The organism is Humiphilus diazotrophicus, from assembly GCF_059726315.1.
Map to the genome: position 1 here is coordinate 5,720,485 of NZ_AP040870.1, position 22,667 is coordinate 5,743,151.

The window sequence follows — 22,667 nt, forward strand, 5'->3', positions numbered from 1 at the left end:
GCAAGCATCCACTCGCGGATTCGAATGTCATGGAGCGAAGGTAGGCGAACAAGGCGGGTGAGATTATTACTTTCTCAGACAGATCATTTCACTGGGAGCAATAATCGGAAGATACGATTTATGACTGCATAGACGCGAGATGTGATGAAACACGCTTTCTGCTTTTGGGTGCAGGGATGCGCATTCCAACGATGGCGAGCAAAGAAAATGCGGGCACGCCACGGGTCAAGGCAATATCCATGACAACTGATGGCGATGTCTCGCCTTGAGGCGTGGCGGGCACGCGTAAAGATCATACTGCGTTGGAAGGCGCTCCATGAGAGGATCTCTTTTTGTCTGCAATTCTTTTCTGAACCCTGGCCATTCTCTCTATGGCATGAATAAAGTACATTTCATCCAATTCCATGCCGATATACCTGCGGCCTGTCAGTGCGGCTGCTGCGCATGTCGATCCTGATCCAGCAAATGGATCGAGAATTCGTTCGCCTGCAAGCGAAAAGCTGCGAATCAGAGTTGCCATTAGGGATACAGGTTTCTGCGTGGGATGAAGCTTGTTGCCGCTATACGGCATATCCATCACGTCCGCCAGCGGCTTCTTCGGGAGGGGTGGCCTACCCTTCGCCAGTAAATAGGCCTGCTCGTGACAATAGCTGAGAAAACGGCTGTTCGAGATGTACTGCTTGCGGAAGACGACATGGCCTACAGGATGAAACCCAGCATTGAGCCATGCGGCAAAGAACTTGTCGGTCTTCGACCATCCGTAGAACGAGAGCATTAGCCGATCTTGCTTGAGTACGCGATATGCTTCGGTCATAGCAGGCTTGAGCCAGTCATCGTTCACATCGTTCTGAATTGAACGCCCTGTGCGGTCACGATAGTTCACGAGATATGGTGGATCGGTGAGGATGAAATCGACTGTGTCAGCGTTCATCTGCTGCATCAATTCTGTGCAGTTACCGTGCAGGATCCGATTGGTGAAGCTGTTGCTTGCGGGCATCTGAGTCATTGTTGCCATCGCTAGAGTCTCCTTCTGGTTCCTTGTCTCTGCCGTCGACCGGAACACTCGGCGCGAAGCGATGCGAGGGGCCCGCCTCCCGAGGATGAGCGGGCGCTTTTTCGGAAGGTTTGGAAAATCTTTTTGCGTTCTTAGCACAAAGATTTTCTGAAGGCCGAAACCCGAAGGGCTTGAAGCAGAGTCCGCGTCGTCCGTCAGGGCGGCGGAAGAGGCCCGAAGCAGTGTCCGGGCGAGGTGCAGAGACAATGGGATGAGGGACAGCGATGGTGACAACCTGATCGACAGTAGATTATTCACCAAGGATGAATGCTGCGCGTTGAGACGCTGTCTTTAGTTCGGCTTGATTGAGCCTGAAATCGGAAGTGCCATCTTGGATACGATTAAGACTTCGCGCATAGCCCAATCGGGAAGAACCTCGGCAAGAGGCCGTCCTTGCTCGATATGTGCCTGTTCCGGCAGAAAAATGTCTTCCTCGTCGCAGGCTGTGGCCTCGTTCGCTTGTAGTAAACGCAGAAACTCCTTTTTGCTCTTCTGAGAGTCGAAGAAGAAAAGAAATTCGTAGACTTGGTCTTCCTCATGAATAAGGAACGCCAACATCAATGTGTCATGAGGGCATAAGCGTACATGTAGCCGATGGCCCTGGGACCACGCCAAGCAAACTCCTCGAACTTGTTGCTGAGAAATTCGACGAGTGCAATTCAGTCGCTATCGTTTCTCCAATGTGGAAACGTTGGCGGTGAATTGTCGGGCGGGAGGTCCAGAGTACCGCTCATCGCTAAGCATAATAATCTTCCAGTTCGACGAGGGCCTTCAAGCTGTTGTTGACTGAACCTCCGGGAATTATTGCCTGCAGTGAAATGATCGTTCTGAAAAGGTATAAATCGAGCGCAAGGAAGGACCTAATTTGGAGTCATAGAGCTCTCTGCAAAGGAGACATATGTCAAATCCTCCGCCTAATAACCTTCCTGCACGGATTCTCAGTATGTCAACAAAAACAACAGGACCTTTCGGTTTGGACGAACGCTTGTATACGGCGAAGGAGGTGGCTTCGCGTCTCGGGGTATCGGAGCGCTGGCTACGTGATCATGCTACCCGTCGTAATCCACGTATTCGCGCCATCAAACTAGGTCCGTTGGTACGCTTTCGGTGGTCCGACGTGCAAGCGTTTCTTGCGGAACTCGCTGCTCAAACCGACTCGAAACATCGCTAAAAACATGGTTCAATGGAACCGTTCTCCACGGCCAGGAGTAAGAACCAGAAATGGAGAGCAGCAGTGAGAATCAAATATCAGCGGGGGACGGTCTACGTGCGTGGAACCAAGCCCCAGATGTGGTACGGTCGTTTCCTTCTCTATCAGCGGGATAAGGATGGAAAGGAGGTACGCAAGCAACGCAATGTCCCGATTTGTCCTAAGTCGGGGGTACCGAAGACAAGGGCGGCGCAGATGTTAGAACAGATTATTCTGAAAGAGAGCACTGTTCCCGGCAAGCCCACCGCATTACCGTGCGACGAGTCGGTTACCTTCGCTTGGTTCGTCCGGCAGCGGTACATCCCCATGCGGCTTGGCCGTTGGAGCCCGGCCTATCGGCAGACGAATAGCTATGCCATCGAGCACTATCTGATCTCGCGGTTTGGTGATACTCCACTACGCGACCTGAGCACGTTTGAAATTCAGGTTTATCTCAATCAACTCGCCGAGAAATATTCGGAATCGGTTGTCCACCAGGCTTTCACCAATGTTCGCGCGATCATGCACTTGGCACGGAAGCAGAAATATGTAGTAGAAGATCCTGCGGAGGATATCGTTCTGCCGCTGACCATGCCCGTTGAAAAACCGGTGATGGGCCGCGATCAAATTCTGGCTCTGCTTGGGGCAGTTGAGGATTTGCACGACCTCTGCCTGCTCTATGTCGGCATCTTCTGCGGTCCACGTGCTAGTGAGGTTTTCGGATTGCAGTGGAAGTCCTGGACTGGGGAGTCTCTCATGCCGCTAGGCACTGCTTACGAGGGACAGCTCTATCCCGGTCGGCTGAAGACGAAGGCCAGCAAGGCACCCATCCCTGTGCCGGAATCAGTACGTCCGGTGATTGAGGCATGGAGGCGGTACACAGCGGATGCGTCATCGGAGGCACTGATGTTTCCTACCTTCGGTCGACGCAGTCGCAAGGGTGAGATTGTTCCGCATACGAGCAAGAACTTTCTTCGTGCGCGGATCAGGCCGATAGCCGAGCGGCTCGGTATTCCTGGCCGTTTGGTTACGTTTCAGGTGATGAGGCGAACAATGGGCACCGACATGCAACATCACGGGACGCTCAAGGATACGCAAGGAGCGCTACGCCATGCCAGCATTACGACCACTGGCAATGTCTACGTGCAGGTCATCGATGAGAGCGTTTTTCGGGCGGTGAACTCCCGCACGAACGCGGTCCTCAACGGATGGACGGCGCCAATTGAGCAACTGGGGCGAACAGGAAGGCAGCCCAAAATGATCGAAGGAAAGATGCAAATGGCGATGGGTAATGATGTATCCGAGGAAGTTTTCCCAAGTTTTCCCAAGCGGTAGGAAGGAGGCTGATCTAAGTCGTTAAATAATTTGGCTCCTCAGGTAGGACTCGAACCTACAACCCTTCGGTTAACAGGGGATGTGTACAGCATGGAGCACGTTTGTTTTCTGTTGGATAGCGTGGAGTAGCCAGTCGTTTTTGGAGCCTCTACGGCGCGCAATTTGACGAGAAATTTGACGAAGTTTTTATCGGTGTCATTCTTTGGCCGTGAGGGCATCGATAGGAATTTTACGTGGTCACTAGCGAAGGAGCGGGATAAGCGTGGCGATTATAGCTGCTGACCTCTGCCCCATTATTTTGGATGTCTACCCGAATGTTCCAGCCGGACGGTAGCGTATCCCCTAGCTAGATAGCCCCAGAGATCGGGAGCATCATCACCAGCTGTCGGGTAGTTGCGTACATTGATCAGTTAGCTCAAAAGTCAGGAGCCTATTACGCTACTTATTGTGCAACTCTTGCACAAATTATTGACGTAAATGACACAAATTGAATGGGATACGTTTCACAATGTCACATCGGATAATTGAACGTTATCCGACTTTATCGTGCTAGACTCCCTTTTGACCATGGAAAACACCTCCTCTCCCCGGTTTCACCATCCCCAGGCGGCGGACACCAAAACCTCCGATTCGGAGATGCTCGCGGCCAAAGAGGGTCCGGCCCTGCCACTCCCCACCGCCGATCCTCTCTTCGAAACCGTGCAACGGGCGCAGGAATACCTCGAGGCCTCACAGGCCAACAATACTCGTGATGCTTATGAATCTGACTGGCGGGATTTTTGCGCCTGGTGCCAGCAGCACGGACTAGCCAGTCTGCCAGCCGTGGAGCAGACCGTAACCTTATATATGTCGGCTTTGGCCGAAACCCATGCACCCTCGACCCTCAGCCGCAGGCTGGCGACCATCACCCGCATGCATCAGCTGGAGGGATTTTCTTCCCCGGCTCGGATGCGCGACAATCCCCAGGTGGCTGCCATCCTGCGCGGCATCCGTCGCACTAAGGGAGTGGCGCCCAAGGCCAAAAAGCCGATCCTGCTCAAGGACCTGGTCAAGATGCTCGACAAGCTGGATGGACCAATCAAGGCCGCCCGCGACCGGGCTCTGCTGTTGGTCGGTTTTGCAAGCGGCATGCGCTGCTCCGAGCTGGCAGCGATCGCTGTCGAAGATCTCGAATGGTCTTCCTCAGGAGTGACCATCGCCATCCACCGTTCGAAAACCGATCAGGAGCAGGAGGGCAGGGAAGTGGAGATTCCTCTGGGAAGCCAGCGGGCGACCTGCCCGGCCTCGGCATTACAAGACTGGATGCGGATTGCTCCCATCGACAAAGGGGTGATCTTTCGCCGCGTCTTTAAGAACGGCAAAGTAGGGAAAGAGGCCATGAGTCCGGACTCGATCTCCCGCATCGTCAAGCGGGCCATGAAGGCTAGCGGTGTTTCCGGAAGCAAGTTGAAGGATTACAGCGGCCACTCGCTGCGCGCCGGCTTTGCCACCCAGGCTTCGATCAACGGAGCCACCGAACTGGAAATCATGCAGCAGACCCGCCACCGCTCCATCGCCATGGTGCGCAGGTATATTCGCGATGCCAAGAATATGCGCTTGAAGGCCGTGAAAAAATTAGGACTTTAGCCCGCTGGGTCTATCCTTTTGGGTAAACAAGTATGGTTATAAGATTTACGGCTGAGTGTAAACGGACCCGTCGCGTCTTGCGAGCTTTGTTGCCGCGCCTTGGTCCTGTTTCTAAGTACTCTTTCATCGGTTAATCGGGGATCTGAAGGGAAATCGAAAGCATTGAGTTCAGAGGAAGTAATCCAAAGGATTAAGCAAGCACAGGAGAACGAAGATACTGAGCTTGATCTGAGTACCTATTCCTTTCTTCAGGCCGTGCCTGCGGAACTAGGTAAGCTGTCGTCGCTACAGTCCCTCAACTTCGCCGGTTGTAAGCAGTTGAGCGACCTGAGCGTGCTAGGGGAATTGAAGAATCTGCAATCCCTCAACCTCGCCGGTTGTAAGCAGTTGAGCGATCTGAGTGTGCTGGGGGAATTGAAGAACCTGCGGTCTCTCGACCTCTCATGGTGTAAGCAATTGAGCGACGTGAGGGTGCTAAGGGAATTGAAGAATCTGCAATCCCTCGACCTCTCCTGGTGTGAGCAGTTGAACGACGTGAGTATGTTGGAGGAATTGAAGAATCTGCAATCCCTCGACCTCTCCGGGTGTGAGCAGTTGAACGACGTGAGTATGCTAAGGGAATTGAAGAATCTGCAATCCCTCAACCTCTCCGGGTATAAGCAGTTGAACGACGTGAGTATGTTGGAGGAATTGAAGAATCTGCAATCCCTCCACCTCTCCTGGTGTAAGCAATTGAGCGACGTGAGGGTGCTAAGGGAATTGAAGAATCTGCAATCCCTCGACCTCTCCGGGTGTAAGCAATTGAGCGACCTGAGTGTGCTAGGGGAATTGAAGAGTCTGCAATCCCTCGACCTCTCCATGTGGGATCAATTGAGCGACCTGAGTGTGCTGAGGGAATTGAAGAATCTGCAGTCTCTCGACTTCTCCTGGTGTGAGCAGTTGAGCGACCTGAGTGTGCTGAAGGAATTGAAGAACCTGCAGTCTCTCGACTTCTCCTGGTGTGAGCAGTTGAGCGACCTGAGTGTGCTGGGGGAATTGAAGAATCTGCAATCCCTCTATCTCTCCGGGTGTGAGCAGTTGAGCGACCTGAGTGTGCTGGGGAAATTGAAGAATCTGCAATCCCTCGACCTCTCCGGGTGTAAGCAATTGAGCGACCTGAGTGTGCTGGGGGAATTGAAAAATCTGCAGTCCCTCGACCTCTCCAGATGTGAGCGGTTGAGCGACGTGAGTGTGCTGGGGGAATTGAAGAGTCTGCAATCCCTCGACCTCTCCGGGTGTAAGCATCTGAGCGACGTGAGTGTGCTGGGGGAATTGAAGAATCTGCAATTCCTCAACCTCTCCGGCTGCCAAGGGAAGCTGATGTTCGCACCGCTTATTCCACTGTTGCCCATTTTGAAAGAGCTCAAGTTACAGAACAGCCGGCTTCACGATCTGCCAAGCGAGATTTGCGGCGGAGATGAAGGAGAGAATGTCCTGGATGCAGTGCGTGCTCACTACAAGGATCTGGAGACAGAACCGGTGTTTGATACCGAAGTAAAAGTCGTGATTCTTGGGAATGGCGGCGTAGGGAAGACTCAGCTAAGTCGCCGGCTATGCAATCTCGATTACGATGCCAGTGTTTTGAGCACCCATGGGATACAGGTCAGTAGAACACCTCTCATGCTCGAGCATAAGCCAATTCCGATTCAACTCAATCTCTGGGATTTTGGAGGACAAGAAATCTATCACGGTTCCCATGCGCTATTTATCCACGGGGAGACGGTATTTCTCCTGCTGTGGACGCCGGAACGTGAGGATCGGGATACCTACCAGGAAAACGGCCTTTCCATGCATCATCGACCGCTGGCCTATTGGTTCGATTATCTTCGCACCTTCGCAGGAACCGACAATGCAGTGCTACTTATCCAGAGCCAGTGTGATACAGCTGTACAGCGCGTTCGCCCTTTGCCGATGGAATGGCCTGGGGACTTCAAGATACTCCAGTCGATGCAGTTCAGCGCCAAAACAGATCTAGGTCTGGATGTGGTCTATGCAGAATTGAAAGAAGCCGTGCGCTATTTGCTGGAACGGCGGCCGCTGCTCAAGATTGGAATGGGCAGATTTCTGGTTCGCGAGCATCTGCTCAAACTGCTGGCCGAACAAAAGCCAGAACACCGGCTGATGGAGCGCCGGGAGTTTGATCGACTCTGCGAGAAGATTGGGGGGATCAGCGACACAGAAGCTTTCCTGAACTTCCTGCACCATAGCGGGGTGGTCTTTTATCGAGCCGGTATCTTCGGCGGACGTATTGTCCTTGATCAAAACTGGGCGCTAGAAGCAATTTACAGTGTCTTTCATCGAGAAAAGATATTACCTCTGCTGCGAGGCTATGGATGGTTTAACCGAGCCGAACTGGAAATGCTTGTCTGGTCGCAATACGCCCCAGAAGATCAGCTGGTCTTTCTCGAAATGATGGAGAGCTGCGGTATCTGTTTCCGAACAGGGAAGCGTGCGAATGGAGAATGGGAGTACATCGCCCCGGAGTTGCTTCGCGAGTGGCCGGAGGTTGAGCATACCCTTCTTGACGGGCGAGTGCCAGATAGTGCGCCGTCAGCCGAGGCCTGCGCTCATTTTCAATTCCTCCATGAGGGGATCTTGCGGAATTATCTTTCAGCAATTGGCCAGCATGCCAAAGGAGCTCCCGTTTACTGGAAATATGGCTGCTGGTTTCACGAATTGACGACCAAGAGCAGCGTGCTGATCAAGTCCTTCTGGGAAGACGCCATCAGCTGCACGGGGCCAGGGTCGATCCAATTACAAGCATGGGGAGAAAGAGCCGAGGCATTGCTTGAACCGCTTATAAGGGAATTGCAACGCCTACCGATTGGATCAAAGAGCCAGATCGTCTGGAAAAACAAAGGGTGGTCAAGCCGACCTTTCTCGGATGCGCGAGAGTCGAGGAAACAAGATCTCAACACCTTTGTCATTACCGATTCCTCAGTTTCTTTTGCCAAATCGCATCGAGTCTACGTCTCTTATGCCTGGGGAGATGATACCGACGAAAATGCAAGGCAACGCACGCAAGTTGTGAATGGCCTCTGCGCAAGCCTCAAGTCACGAGGGATCGAAGTAATTCGGGATATTACCGAATTGAAATACGGAGATCTGATTTCGGAATTCATGACAGAACTCAGCCGCGGGGACTTGATCATTATCGTGCTCAGCGCGAAATATCTCCGCTCGCCTAACTGTATGGCAGAAATCTACGGCATTTACCAACGTTCTCTCGGGGAACAGAAAGAATTCCAGCGCCATATCCTCCCGTTGGTTCTCGAAGATGCAAAGTTTAAGAGTTGGAGGGAGCGGGCTAACATTACAGGGTACTGGGCAAAGGAATGCCAAGACATGAAAGCCCGCGAGGATGACCTTGGCGTAGAAGACAAAAAGCTCCTTAAGGCTATGCAGCATTGGTGCCTCGACCTGTCAGACATTCTGCATTACGTAGGGGATGTTCTTAGTCCTTATGGATTCGACGACATCGTGAAAGACAATTACTCCGGTTTATTCCAGATGCTGGAAGGCAAGCGAATCCAGTAGATACAAAGGAGAGCCCTTGTATTTTCATATGAACAGACGTGGCATATTACCCTGGATAACAGAAACCTATCCCGACTTATAGTGCTATGGTCTTTCTGTTCGCCTCTTTCTGCCCGACCCTTTTGCATCATTATTTTCGGTCGGAGCTATGACAATTACAGGACGGGAAAGAGAAAGACCGTCTGGAGGCTCGGTAAACTTTACGACGCTATGTCTGCGACGGCAACATCTTTCGCGACAATGCCGCCGAGGGATTGGGGCGTTAATCTTTAAAAGGAGAGAGCGGCTTGTTCTATACCTTCTCGCTATTCACAATAGAGACCCTGCACATACTACGGTTTGGGCGGAAGGACGATGAGGTATGAACGAGCAATTCAAGTGGAAGCGCTTTTGGTGTCCTCGTGAGGAATCCTTTTCGCTTGCCGATCATGGATTCTTGTCTGACCCGGATGGAGATCACGGGAAACTCCTCAACCCGAAGCTGACGACACTTGATCAGCTTCAGAATATCGCCTGTTTAGTTCTACTAGGGGAGCCTGGCGTCGGAAAGACTTGGAGCCTAAATGAGGACGTAGACGCGTTTTTAGAACGGTTGCCCGATTTGGATGTCGTTCGTCTTGATCTTCGTAGCTTCGGGAGCGAAGACCGACTGTATCGTGCTCTTTTCGAAAATCCAAGATTTCTTCAGTGGGTCAGTGGCAATCACGAGCTGCATCTTTATCTTGATAGCTTCGATGAATGCCTGCTTCGGATCGATACCGTAGCAGCAATCTTGGCGGACGAACTTCCCAAATATCCGCTCAAACGTCTGAAGCTGAGAATTGCGTGCCGTACAGCAGCATGGCCTCCATTGTTAGAGACTGCCCTTAAGAAGGGCTACGGTAAGGACAATTTTGTCGCCACAGAGCTGGTACCTCTTCGTCGCGTGGATGTCCTGGAAGCCGCAGCATCGACGGGAATAACAGACCCAACCGCTTTTCTCGAACGGGTCGACGAGTTGAAACTTGCATCGCTCGCGGGCAAACCGGTCACTTTGAAGATGTTGTTGGTCACGTTTCAACGCGAAGGTGATCTGCCGAGGGATCTAGTCAGCTTGTATGAAAGGGGATGCCTAGTACTCTGTAAAGAACTGAACGAGAGTCGTCGCGCCGCAGAGCGTACGGGAAGATTGAGCGCTGCGGAAAGGTTAGCAATTGCGTCCCGCCTCGCGGCGGTAACGCAGTTTGGCAACCACTTCGCTATCTGGAAAGGAACGTCCTCCATTGGGGTCACCCCGGAGGATGTGTCCGTGGTCCAACTCGCCGGCGGGACAGAAACTGCCGAACAAACGATGGATGTATCCAACGAAATGATCGTGGAGACATTAGGCACAGGTTTGTTCTCTTCGCGAGGAGAAGAGCGTCTTGGCTGGTCGCATCAGACACTTGCGGAATTTCTTGCAGCCCGGTACTGCCTGTCGCATGACCTGTCGATTGAGCAGCTCCGGTCTTTGGTCTTCCATCCGCGGCGTGCTCGTGTGGTCCCACAAATACGCGAGGTAGCTTCATGACTCGCCCTCCAGAACAACAAACTGTTTGCAGAAATTGCCGAAAATGATCCCGAGGTTCTGCTGGGTTCGGCCGCACCAAGTTTGTCTGCAGAGCAGCGCCGAATGCTGACAAATGCGCTTTTGCGGAGCTGCGACCAATCTGAAATTCTTCCCCGTCACAATCTAGCTTTGCGACATCTCACACACCCCGGGCTAGTGGATCAATTACAGCCCGTGCTTCGCGATCGGAATCCTGTAATGGCGACTCGATATTTTGCGGTGCAGATTGTACGAGAGTGTGCAGTGGCAGGCCTCGGAGAAGATCTTCTAGCGATTGCGCTTTCTGACGAAGAGCACAATGAAATGCGAAACATCGCGGCAAATGCGCTAGCCAACGTTGGCTCGGAATCAGAGCGCGAACGGATGCGCCCACTTCTTACGACAACCCGTGAAGTGGACCCGTATGATCGGCTGCGAGGAGCAGCCCTCAAGGGGATCTATCCCGGTGATAAGTATGACGACGCGATGTGGGATTATCTCGAACAACCCCGCCAGCCGCAGCACTTCGGCGCCTACAGCAACTTCCTCTATAACGAGGTCACTCCAAAGCTGAATGCGCAGAATTTGCCTGCAGCACTGGCTTGGTGTCAGCGGCAACCCATTGACGACATCGGACCAGTTTCCCGGCTTGAAGCGAACATCTTTGCTCTGGCGATAGAACATATCGAAGCATCCGGCGTTGCATCATCACTCGCGGCGGCCATTCTGCAACGCTGCAGCTTGCATCGCGGGTTTCCGGAGCCCGGTCACTCGAAGGAGAAAAGCACTGAGGAGGACCTGAGTGAGGATGACGCTCGACGACGACGTTTTCTCACTGCCTTCCTTCCGCTTCTAAATGCCGACAACGTTCGTTTTCTAACGTGCCAGCTCTCCATTCTGAATGGGAAGGACTTGGGTTGGTTCATTGAGCGGATTCAATCCGGTGCTTCACCGAATCCAGTGACAGAAGCTCGACTGGTTTTCTGGATCGCTTGTTCCTGGGAACCCGAAGGGGTTCGAACTGTATGGGACGCCTGCCAAACGAATGCTGTGCTTGCGGCGGAGTGCAAGGGCCTGTTTGAACCGGTATCGCTCGATTCTGAGCGGGCGAAATGGGAGCGGCAGTCTCGCGAAGGTATTCGGAAAAGGAAAAGCCTAGAGAAAGCTTCCGCGATGGCACCTCGTGTGGAAGCAGCCCTTGCAAAGTCGGAAGGCGGAGATGTAGACGAATGGCTAGGCCTCATTCGCGAGATGTCGGTAGAGGAGGGAGGAATTTTTTACAAAGAATTCTGCACGATGAAGCCGCTCGAACTGCCAGGTTGGCTCGAAGCTTCTGAAGCATCAAGGAAGAGGATCGTAGAGGCCGCCAAGCGCTATCTGACGGAAACAACATTTCCTGAACTCGATGCGACTCCCTCCAATCAAATACGGAATGGTGCATCGGCTGGCGTGAATGCGCTGTGGTTGCTGCAAGCGTTGGAACCGGCATTTTTGTCCGAGCAACCGCCTGCGTTCTGGGCTCGATGGATTCCCAGCTTCACCGAAGACGGCAGAGCAGGGGAGGGAAAGGAGGAAGCGATCGAAGCAGCATTTCGCTTGGCTGCATGCACGGCTCCGGAAGCGATGAATCAGCGCCTTCTCGCGGTGATCGATTTTCAAAATGCTGGTGAGCAGAAGTACCTCTTCTGCTCATCCCTATTGAATAGTGCATGGTCAGCATCCTTAGGTAAGCTGCTGTTTCAAAAGGTACAGGACAACGTCCTTGCACCCTCGATCCAGGGAAGCCTTCTGAACCAGCTTTTACTCAAGGAAGTGGTCGGAGCTCGTGAGTGGATGGAAGGGGTGATCCAAGCCGATCATGGGTCGGATCGAGGCATGGCCTTCTCTCGCGTGTTGTTGGAGGCAGGTGAAGACAAGGCATGGCCTGTTCTTTGGCCGATTATTCAGGCCGACGCAAACTTTGGCCGCGCACTTCTGGAAGGTTTCTCATATAGTCGTCCTGACCGGAGCACTTTCGGAGTGGGACTTACCGAGAGTGACCTTGAGGACCTCTACGTCTGGCTAGCGGAACAATATCCGCTCAATGACGATCAAAGATGGTCTGGTATAGTGGGACCCGCCGATACCATCCGATACCTTCGTGATGGAATTCTCGAAATCCTCAAAAAGCGAGGCACCTTTGCCGCGTGCGATTCGCTTGCTCGTATCGAGCTGCGTCTGCAAGCCAAGTGGATGCGGTATCACTTCGACGAGGCAGAAGCTCTTGCGTGTGCTCTCACATGGGAACCACCGTCTCCAGATACGATTCTCGCCATGGGCATAGACCGAAGCAAACGCTTCGTTGAGAGCAGCGAGCAGTTACTGGGGTCCATCCTCGAATCATTGCAGCGATTACAAGCAGAGCTCCACTGTGAGCTTGCGGCTGTCGGAGATCTCTGGAACAACGATGGCAAAGAGTGGTGGCCAAAGCAGGAGGAGGACGTATCCGATTACATCGCTCGCTTCCTGCGACGAGACTTAGTTGACCGTGGGATCATATTGAACCGTGAAGTCCAAATCCGCCGTAGTCGCCGTGGAGAGATGCCTGGGCAGGATACGGACATTCATGTTGATGCTGTGTTGCCGGGAAGCATGCCTGAATCGCGTTACGGATCGGTCAGCGTCGTCATTGAGGTCAAAGGAACTTGGAACGATGGCTTGATGAATGATATGGAGAAACAGTTGCGCGACAGGTATCTGAGGAATAGTGGTTGCCGCACCGGGCTTTATATTGCAGCTCATTTCAAGGCGAACCGTTGGCGTGCGACTGACGGACGACGTGCTAAGAGTGATCGGTGGAATATTGACGAGATCCGTCTACGTTTGGAGGAAATGGCAAAAAATCTGTCAGGCGGTGTAACAATCCGTTCATTCGTTATCGACGTGTCATTAGATTCCACTGCCGCGACCGGAATCGAGGATGAAGATAGATCGACTTATGGGCACACATGATTTCTGATAAAGGGCAGTTCAAAAGACGGAATGCAGAGTACATTACTCGTGGAATACTGTGAAACCCAAGCGTTATCTCAGGTATCTCACTTCTGCTGCGCCATCTTTTTGCACACTTCTTGTGTATGCTGGCTGTTAATGTTATGAATTCTCAGATTGACGATCGTGTTTTATGGTCCATCTTCTGAAGCCACTCCCGTTAAGGTTTGCTTCATGCTACAGTGACAACCGATCGGGTACTAGATGTTCCCTAACGACAGTGGCTAATGCAATGGTCGATTTCAGTTCATCAATATGGAATGTGTTCTGGGTTCTTAGTGTGCCTGGGATTTTTTCGCTGGTCGGGTTTTCTTTATCGCGTGGAGGAAACGGCAGTGGTATCACTTCTTCGACCCAAAGCACAATGCAGGCTTTCCAGAAGAAGCTGGCGACTTCAAGGACCATTTTGCGCGTTACGAGAGTCTTGCCAAATTGGCAATTGGTCTGGCAGGCGGTGCGGTTGCTTTTCTCATTAATTTACTGGTCAACCAAGGTACTTCGGCCAACGAATACGGAGAAAGAGTGCGACAGGTTGCTCCTCTCGTTATTGGTTTCTTCGGAGCCTCTATTTTCTTGCTGATTCTATTCCTACTTTGGATGACGTACTGTTGCGAAGAATATTGTCATTCCATCGAACATAATACTTATAGAGCATGGAAGTATGCTTTAACCCAAGCCCTCGGAATCATGGGATTTATCGCTTTCCTATTGGGATTTATTTGGTTAAGCAGTAGTGTTTCTCAGCATTCCATAAGCAATAGGCAAGAATCCCGAATTCAAAACATGTCGCAGACGGTTGTCGCTCCGAGTGGCGCTCCCGTTGAGGGAAACGTCCCTTCCTCAGTTACGCCGAACCCTAGACCAATGCCGTCCGAAACCCCTATATCCACTCTCACTTGGTTCTTCTCGGACAGATCGCTCGCGCCTGCCACATGGGGCCTAGTTGTCGCCACATTTTTCCTCGTTCTTGCGACGGTCCTTCTCGTTGTTGATGGTTTTCGCAAAAGCCGGGAGCAGAATGAACATTGGAACGAAGAGAGGAACCATAGAATTACGGGCTGTTGTCTGTGGCCGGATCGAGCTTTTGATACAAGTCCTCTCTAGACGATAAAGACTTGAAGAAGCGACTCGTTTTTCTCTCGCGAGAGAAGCCTCGTTATGGCTATCGCCCTCCGCTTGTGCCGCTCGTGCGGGATGGTGAGCACGTGAACCATAAGCGGCTGTATCGGCTATATCGCGAGGCGAGCCTTTGCCTGAAGCAAAAGAAGCGGAAACACTGAGTCCGCAGGTTTTCCGTAGGTTCTTCCTACAGCAGCTAACCACGAGTGGGCGCTAGATTTCGCACATGATTGGTGGCTGCCGGTCGCACAATCCGCGTGCTGATATGCGCGAGTGCTTTGCGCTGGAGATGAACACCTTCAAACACGCGTTGCGGAGTTGGAAAACGCCTTCGGAGTTCTCCAACTCCACAACGCATCAACAGTCGGCTAATCTCATAATCACAAACGTGCGGACTACAGGGGCACGTCACTGCCACAGCCAGGCCAGAAAATAAGCGATTGACAGCGCGCTGCGACTAGTCGATGATGATTAATCAAAAGTTAATGGCTGTTGAGTTGTCTCGTGTCAGAGTGTCCTGGTGGCCAATGCCTTTCGTACTAAGAGGAACTGCACGACAACCTGGGACGGCAGTCTATCTTGCTGACATGTGCCACTATTTCATCTATCCGCAGCATGTATCCGGATGCTAGTCTTTTGTCCCAATTGGCAAAGAGTGCTAACTCTGGTGCCTGAAGAATTTCATCATAATGCAGCTCTGAAACCAAGACGGATGTCGTCTCATTGCTTTGTGAAGGATCTCAGCCGTGAGGTTCGCGAACTATCCTCGACGCCTTGAAAGCGAACTTGGCAACACTAAAAAATAATCTCATTTTCTATTAGAGATGACCTGATCCAAGATGTAACTATCCAATGCCCGCATGCGGGACCGCATGAATGCTAATGGGGATGACTTTTCTGCTATGGCTCGGCAAAAGCGAAAAAATCGATAGAAATTCTCACAATTCTGGCCCCTGTTGGATTGAAACAGTGGCAACAGCAAGATGGCAACGGGTTCTTGATAAGGAACAGGAAATCAATGTCGGACTCCAGATTAGCTAACCGTAATTCGAGTACAAGAAATCCTTTCCGACAGCACGCATTGAACGCATACAGATTCCAAGTGGAACACCAAGTTGTTCCAAGAACTCGCGAGGGTTGTTCATTCTGGGCGGCTTGGTTAATGTCTACGCTTCTTGCGATAGCAGCTGCCGTTTTGATGTTCCTATCTCACCTCCAGATCTGAAAAATGCTTTGATCTTTGCCAGCAGAACAGAGCAGCACCTCGCTTGTCGGGCAATTGTTCTCGTTTCCCAATGCCTGACAATCTAAGGAAAAGCATAGACCCGCATCATGGTTGAAGATTGGGATTTTGGCTGTGAAATTGCGAAAGTCGGAGACAGAAAACAGTTGTCTGATTGCTCGAAATCACAAGGAGTAACTGGCCGAGTAGTCTTGCAGGCACATTGGCATCTATCAGCGAAAGCAGGATAACTCAAATGTTCGGACCAAACCTAACCTTATGCGGCAGAGGCATCTATCGTTTCATAGCTAGACCGCGAAAGCGCCGTCGAGTACCCTACGTTCAACAGATGTGCGCCGGGGAGTGCGGTGCTGCTTGTATGGCGATGATCCTGGGGTACTATGGCCGCAAAACGATGGTAGCGGAAATACGCGATCTGTGCGGTACTGGTCGCGAAGGAACGACTGCCAGCACTCTAGTGGAAGTTGGCCGCAAATTCGGCCTTATTGTCAACAGTTATTCGATGGAGCCGGAGTCTATTTCAAATCTGAAGCTTCCAGCGATTATTCATTGGAATTTTAATCATTACGTCGTCCTAGAAGAGTGGTTGGATTCTGAGGCGCACATCGTAGATCCTTGCTGCGGTCGAATGGTCGTATCTCCTTCGGATTTCGATAGAAGCTTCACGGGAATCATTTTGATTTTTACCCCAGGGCCAGATTTCCAGACGGTAGGGGTAAGTTCAACTTCACCTTCAAAATCCTACATTAATCGCATTTCTGAGACCCCAAAGCTGTGGATATTCCTGAGTCAAATACTTCTTGCCAGTCTTCTTCTGCAGTTAGCTGGATTGGCAAGTCCTCTGCTGATGAAGGACCTTATTGACTATGTGATTCCTCGGCATGCAGTGAATACACTATCCTTGGTATTTGTTTCAGTATGTTTAGCAATCATGTCGCAGTCCATACTAGCCTACTTAAGGACACAACTACTCATTCAACTCAGAGTGCGAATAGATCTTCATGTAATGTACGGATTTGTAGAACACATGCTGTCGTTGCCGTTGTCCTTCTTTCAAAGTAGAACCTCCGGTGATTTATTGAATAGAGTGGGGAGTAATGCGATTCTTCGAGAAATGGTCGCGACGCAGACGGTATCCGCAGTGTTGGATGGTCTATTCCTTCTAGTTTATCTTGCAATTTTGCTTATAGAACTCCCACCCCTCGGATTAATAATGGCAACATTTGCCGGACTTGAAGTCGTGGTGGTTCTCTGCACTCAATCCCGGCTCGCGGAATTGGTTCGCAGTGAACTCGAGGCCAGAACTCAAGAGCAGAGCTATCTAGTGGAAGTTGTGAGGGGAATAAGAATGCTTAAGGCGTCTGCGAGCGAGGCCTATGCACTCAGACGCTGGAGTAACATCTTTGCCACTCAATTAAATATCGGAGTCGAAAGGAATGCTCTGTCTGCAAAAATCGAGAGCACATTTATGTTCCTACACTGGATGTGCCCAGCGGTTCTGCTCAGTGTTGGGACATTGATAATTTTGAGGCGGGACGTCCAAACGGGAACGGTCTTTGGCTGTACTGCATTGGCATCCGCTATGCTTGATCCTATTTCCAAATTAATTGCTTCTGCCCAACAACTTCAGATGGCCTCTGCACATATCGAACGGGTATCAGATGTTCTTGGCGTAGCTCATGAGCGATATCAGGGTGGAGAATCGGAGTTTGGACGTTTGCAAGGATCGATAGAGATGCGTAATGTGAGTTTTGGCTATTCAGCAAAAAGTAGACTGATACTCCAAAATATATCCTGCAAAATAGAAAGCGGTCAAAAGGTTGTGATTGCCGGAGCCACGGGTTCGGGAAAGAGCACATTCGCCATGCTGTTATTAGGACTATTTGCTCCAACAGATGGGGTAATTCTCTATGATGATTTGGTTTTAAGCAGGTATAACTTACAGAGTTTAAGAAAGCAGTTGGGCGTAGTGCTTCAGGATCCCGTTATATTTCAAGGATCTATTCGCTCAAATATCGCGGCTCACAATCCGCTCATGTCGGATAGTGACATTATATGCGCGGCAAAAATCGCGTGTCTGCACGACGAGATTATGGACATGGCGATGGGATACGAAACAGTTATTGCTGAGGGAGGGGGGGACCTTTCAGGTGGGCAAAGGCAACGCCTAACTATTGCACGTGCCCTTGGAACAAAGCCTGCTATTCTCCTATTAGACGAGGCCACTAGTAATCTTGATGAAGCCACAGAAAGAAGCATCGATGACAATCTCAGCCACCTCCACTGCACCCGCATAATAATTACTCATCGAAAAAGCTGTATTAGCGACGCGGACCAAATCTTAGTATTGAAAGATGGTATGTTGATAGGCGGCAGCTCAAAAAACAAAGACGTCACTATGGTGACCTAACCCCTAGGAGCAAGATCAGTGTGAAGGTCGAAGTGTGGAACGTTCAGGGAGCAACTTGAAGATGCGAAATAAGTTATATGTAGCTTTCGACAGGGATGGGTATTACTGATGTCTATCGAGCCTTTCTCGACAAAGAGGATAGGGGTCTTGTTCTTCACGCGAGGTGCTGGACAAGAATGTGCTTTTTCTGACCTGTTAATTACGCAGAAGCTGCTTGCGAGCACAAGCGGACTAGATGTTCGTTTTGTGTCCTATGGGACAGGTGCCAAAATACTTTCGGCAAACACTGAAAAGGTCATTAACCTCAATTTACTTGATGATTGTTCATTTTGTGAAAGCATTGTTCGTAGTACACGTCTTGTTGCCAGAATGAATCCTTCACTGGTGTTTGCGCATGAGGAATTTGCTTCGATACCAGCATCGCGTGTGTTTTCTATTCCAATTATCTTTCTGACTAACTGGTTTCACGACCCGTCTGACCTCTTGATGGAAGAACTACAGTATACTCGCGAGATAGTATTTTTGGCGAACTCTGGTATCTTCACTGAACCCCCGTATCTTCGCGGAAAGGTATGTTACTCTGGCCCTGTCGTTAGGCCCTTTCAGTGTACTCGCCAGGATCGACAGAAGATTCGAGCCGAATTTGGGATGCCCGAGGATACAAAGATTATTCTCTACATTTCGGGACCAGACTCTGAGGAAAGCGCACCACTCGCAGGTCTCATAATTCCTGCTTTTGAAAAGCTTGGGTATTTCAAGAAACACCTTGTATGGGTTGCCGGTAATGACTATGAGCGGTTGAGGTCCCAATATTCTGGGAGGAGCGACATTTCTCTTGTTGAGTATATTCCAATGGTTGAAAAATGGATGGTAAGCAGCGACGTAGTCATCGTAAAGACTGCAGGGGAGCAGCTGAATATGCTAGGCTTACTGGGAGTGCCTTCCATCTTTCTTTCAAATGGTACGAACTGGATACACGATGTTTTAAGTCATCAAATATCCACAAACCTGTCTCTTAACGCTCGCACTGCGAGCATTGGGGATTTATGTAGCCTAATCTGCAGACAGATGGAAAGATCATGCCTTCATATCTCGACTCCCTCTCTAGAAAATGGTCTAGCCAAAATCGTAAACCGACTGCAGTATCAGATCGATCAAATTGCTTGTTGAGCAAAAAAGGTTCAAGAGCTTGTTCTCCGTCTCGGTCGCGTTCATCCCGCTGAACCTTTCCTTCCGGGCATAGATGGTGTGCTTGCCGACCCTGTACTCGCGGCCCACATCATTGTCTCGTCGGCCCGCTTCTGCCTGTGTCAATGCCGTGATGATCTGCGTTTCGCTGTGCTCGCTCCGACTCTGAATATGAAAACAGTATCCCGTTGTGTTCGGTTTTAGGCGGGCAGCACAGTTGCATTCAGCCGGTCGATGCAGTCTCTACATGACGCGTTCGTACTTTGGTAGTCCTAGCCAGATATTTGGTGATGATTCGCTCTATATGTTCACTGGCACGACCATCTCCATATGGATTGGAAGTGGTCGCTCGTCGTCTATATTCCTCGGGAGAGTGGAGGAGAAGAGCGACTTCGCTTAGAATACGGCGCGGATGTGTACCTACAAGTATAGCTGTGCCTGCTTCTACGGCCTCAGGGCGTTCGGTTTCGTCGCGCAGAACAAGAACCGGCTTCCCTAGAGACGGACCTTCTTCTTGGATCCCACCAGAGTCCGTCAGAAGAATATATGCATGATTCATAATATCAACAAAAGAGAGATAGTCTAACGGTGGGAGAACTGTGATATTGGGGTGTGGGGATAACCGTGACATAGCTACACGCCCAATATGTGGGTTGGGATGAGCAACGAAAGCAATATGTAGGCTTTTGTCAGCAGCAAGAGAAACTAGCGCAGATAGGATTTGCTCGAACTGGAAGCCAAAAACCTCCCGCCGGTGGACAGTGACCACGATCAGTTTTTTACCTTTCGGAAACATCCGTGAGGGAAGGTTCTCGAAAGTTTCAGTAGCAAGTCGCTTTTGCGCGTATAGTACCGCGTCAATTCCAGTGTTACCAGTGACAAAGATGTGATTTGCCGCGATTCCCTCATCCCTAAGCGATGACGCAGCCTGTAATGTGGGTGCGAAATGAAGAGTGGCCAATCGTGAGATTACTATTCTATTTGCCTCTTCAGGGAACGGACTATAGAGATTCCCTGTTCTTAGGCCTGCTTCAATGTGCGCAACCGGTACACCTGCATAGAACGCGCCCAACGTCCCGCAGAGAGCGGAGGTAGTGTCGCCTTGTACAACGACCAGATCGGGGCTTCTCTTACGAAAGATCTTTTCAAGGCGGGAAATCATTGTCGCTGTTGAGTAGAAGAGAGTCTGGTTCGCATGCATAACACCGAGATCGTCATCTGGTGTGATATCGAAAGTGGCTAATACTTGATCCAGTAGGGAGCGATGTTGGGCGGTAGTACAAATGAAGATGGTGTGAACCATCTGGTCACGCATGATGTGCACGAGTGGACCTAGTTTGATCGCCTCTGGTCGAGTGCCAAAGATAAAAAGAATAGTCGCATTGTTCTTATTTCCCATTAGAGAGTTGCTTTATCTATTGCCTCAAGACTTCGATGGGTATGCCTTACGTGCTTCACAGATCTCATCCAGAGCGGAAGTGCCATATGGCATCTGTTAACGGAAATCATTTCGTGGCTATTGCCTCCGGATATCAATTTTGAAGAAACAGTAAAACGGCCACAACTTCGCGACTAATGGTGCTTCTCGCGCGGGGAATAAATACGGTCAGCGTTTTCAATACGGAACTTGTGGAGCCACTCTACGGCAGAAGCCCATTCTTCTTGCGTCAATTGCAGATTCCAATTCATGAACTCAGCAATTCGAGGGAGTGGTATACCTCCAATCATGTGCCAATCAACCAACATAAGCTGACGGCTGTTAAGTTGGGTGCGAGCCCTTCCAAGCCCCGGGACATAAGCTTTGCCCCATTTCCGTTCAAAGTGTTCACTTCTACGGACGTAGTTTGGGCCAATACCGCGACGTAGTAGTGCTGCTAGGGAAGAATGTCTGCGATGGTAATACTGCCAGCGAATCTGTATAGTGACCAACTGGTGCGAACACATTTGAAGAAAAAGGTCGTCGTCTTCAAGACCCCAGCCGAACCCGTAGGACTCATCGAACAAACAATGCGAGAACACCTCTTCAGAAAAGAGGCCATATTGGGTGTAGGCTATCCATCCCGGTTCGACATCAATGTTACGAGGCGGAAACGAAGGCCAAATTTCAGCTTGATCTGCAGTACAACAGTATGGATCAAAACCAACACAGGCAACGCTATGGAGGCTGAGGAGTTCCATCAAATAGCGAAAACTTCCAGGAAGATAGCCGATGTCGCCGTCTATTAGCAAGTAAGGACCGTGACATGCCGAGATTCCAAGGTTTCGGGCAACAGAGGAGCCCAAATTGGTCGAGTTTAGAATGCTGCGAATGTGCCTTTCTTTTTTAAGGTATTCCGCTGTTCCATCATCACTGCCATTATCCACTGCAACGACATCAATGCCGTCCACTAAAAGTCCTTGCACTAAAGGAACGATTGTCTCGATGTTGTTATAAGTGACTACGATAGCGCTCGGCATCCCGGTCCTTTCAGCAGGAGGAACTGGTGCACTTCTGGATCACAAGCACCGTTTTCTAGATCCACAGCATGCCGCATCAGAGAAGGAGCTCTTGTGGTTTTCGAATTGTGGCGCATTGGCGATCATTTGCATCTTCGATGAGAATGTCATCATAGTTGAGTTTTACAAGAACTGATCGATTTAGGATATTTATTGATATCGCTACATGTCTTTCGGCATCTCTTTGTAAGAGGACGCCACGAGCTCCGGCAAGTGGACCGCGAACTATAGAGATGGCCATTCCCTGATATAGGGAGGGCTCTGCATATTTGCAGCGGGGGGAAGCATTGATAATTGCCAAACTCCTGATCTCATCTTCTGGAATTGGTATAACCGTATGTCCAAAATGAACAAAGTCTTTGACTCCAGGTATCGAGATGATTTTCAATTCTTTCTGGAAGTCCAGTCGGCAAAATAGATAACCTGGAAATAGCGAACGTCCATTACAGCGTCGAGTACAACTTGTACATGGTGGTAATTGAGGTGCAACGACCTCGTATCCGGCATTGCGCAAGAGTGTGGCCACCTCAGGTTCACCCCGGGTTGTGACAGCAAGAGCCAACCACTTTCCGTTTAGAGCAGAATCCATCACATATACCCTCACTGCTGAAGAGATTAAGCAGCCATGTAAGTAATGATGAGATGACTTAAGCTACGCTTTTCGAGTATGGTCAACGTTAGGCTACAGCGTATGGCAAGCTCGCCCGGATGTCTACTGTACCTCCCTCTTTGCTCGGTACAGGAAGCTGTACCTTCCAGGTACAGGGAAGAGGTTGCGACAAAAGTGTAGCTAGCGTTCCTAGATCTATGGTCAAACGTTAATGCTATTGATTG

Annotated in this window: 14 protein-coding genes; 9 read left to right on the plus strand and 5 right to left on the minus strand. The window is 50.6% G+C overall.

Annotated features, from left to right (window positions below; all coding sequences use genetic code 11):
• Nucleotides 1-292 precede the first annotated feature (292 nt).
• Together AC6I7T_RS23450 and AC6I7T_RS23455 are read right to left on the minus strand one after the other, a co-directional pair.
• A complete protein-coding gene (locus tag AC6I7T_RS23450; RefSeq protein ID WP_497790190.1) occupies nt 293-1,015 on the minus strand; it encodes a DNA methyltransferase in 723 nt (240 codons plus the stop codon).
• A gap of 330 nt (nt 1,016-1,345) precedes the next feature.
• Complete coding sequence (locus tag AC6I7T_RS23455) at nt 1,346-1,669, minus strand: hypothetical protein (protein WP_497790191.1); 324 nt, start codon at nt 1,667-1,669, stop codon at nt 1,346-1,348.
• A gap of 328 nt (nt 1,670-1,997) precedes the next feature.
• Here AC6I7T_RS23455 and AC6I7T_RS23460 point away from each other — a divergent pair, with 328 nt between their 5' ends.
• From AC6I7T_RS23460 to AC6I7T_RS23500, 9 genes are all read left to right on the plus strand, one after another.
• Nucleotides 1,998-2,225, plus strand: a complete 228-nt coding sequence (locus AC6I7T_RS23460; protein WP_497790192.1) for a helix-turn-helix transcriptional regulator — start codon at nt 1,998-2,000, stop codon at nt 2,223-2,225.
• A gap of 63 nt (nt 2,226-2,288) precedes the next feature.
• Complete coding sequence (locus AC6I7T_RS23465; RefSeq protein WP_497790193.1) at nt 2,289-3,578, plus strand: tyrosine-type recombinase/integrase; 1,290 nt, start codon at nt 2,289-2,291, stop codon at nt 3,576-3,578.
• Between the two features lie 567 nt (nt 3,579-4,145).
• The gene (locus tag AC6I7T_RS23470; RefSeq protein ID WP_497794642.1) at nt 4,146-5,204 is read left to right on the plus strand and encodes a site-specific integrase; all 1,059 of its coding nucleotides are present in this window, start codon (nt 4,146-4,148) and stop codon (nt 5,202-5,204) included.
• Nucleotides 5,205-5,366: 162 nt separating this feature from the next.
• On the plus strand, nt 5,367-8,780 hold the full coding sequence (locus AC6I7T_RS23475) for a leucine-rich repeat domain-containing protein (RefSeq protein WP_497790194.1): 3,414 nt from the start codon (nt 5,367-5,369) through the stop codon (nt 8,778-8,780).
• A gap of 361 nt (nt 8,781-9,141) precedes the next feature.
• Entirely contained in the window at nt 9,142-10,329 is a 1,188-nt protein-coding gene (locus AC6I7T_RS23480) for an NACHT domain-containing protein (protein WP_497790195.1), read from the plus strand.
• 237 nt (nt 10,330-10,566) lie between these two features.
• Nucleotides 10,567-13,338: a hypothetical protein gene (locus AC6I7T_RS23485; protein ID WP_497790196.1), complete on the plus strand. Its 2,772-nt coding sequence runs from the start codon at nt 10,567-10,569 to the stop codon at nt 13,336-13,338.
• Between the two features lie 1,154 nt (nt 13,339-14,492).
• Nucleotides 14,493-14,657, plus strand: a complete 165-nt coding sequence (locus tag AC6I7T_RS23490; RefSeq protein WP_497790197.1) for an IS3 family transposase — start codon at nt 14,493-14,495, stop codon at nt 14,655-14,657.
• A 1,317-nt stretch (nt 14,658-15,974) separates the two neighbouring features.
• The gene (locus tag AC6I7T_RS23495; protein WP_497794643.1) at nt 15,975-18,149 is read left to right on the plus strand and encodes a peptidase domain-containing ABC transporter; all 2,175 of its coding nucleotides are present in this window, start codon (nt 15,975-15,977) and stop codon (nt 18,147-18,149) included.
• Between the two features lie 108 nt (nt 18,150-18,257).
• Nucleotides 18,258-19,319 (plus strand): glycosyltransferase family 28 protein, encoded by a 1,062-nt coding sequence (locus AC6I7T_RS23500; protein WP_497790198.1) that lies wholly within the window; start codon nt 18,258-18,260, stop codon nt 19,317-19,319.
• A 241-nt stretch (nt 19,320-19,560) separates the two neighbouring features.
• On the opposite strand, the gene wecB is transcribed toward AC6I7T_RS23500, so the two are convergent.
• The 3 genes from wecB to nusG form a co-directional block, all read right to left on the minus strand.
• Entirely contained in the window at nt 19,561-20,736 is a 1,176-nt protein-coding gene (wecB, locus tag AC6I7T_RS23505) for a non-hydrolyzing UDP-N-acetylglucosamine 2-epimerase (protein ID WP_497790199.1), read from the minus strand.
• A 173-nt stretch (nt 20,737-20,909) separates the two neighbouring features.
• Nucleotides 20,910-21,794 (minus strand): glycosyltransferase family 2 protein, encoded by an 885-nt coding sequence (locus AC6I7T_RS23510; protein WP_497790200.1) that lies wholly within the window; start codon nt 21,792-21,794, stop codon nt 20,910-20,912.
• A 76-nt stretch (nt 21,795-21,870) separates the two neighbouring features.
• A complete protein-coding gene (nusG, locus tag AC6I7T_RS23515) occupies nt 21,871-22,422 on the minus strand; it encodes a transcription termination/antitermination protein NusG (protein ID WP_497790202.1) in 552 nt (183 codons plus the stop codon).
• Between the last annotated feature and the right edge of the window lie 245 nt (nt 22,423-22,667).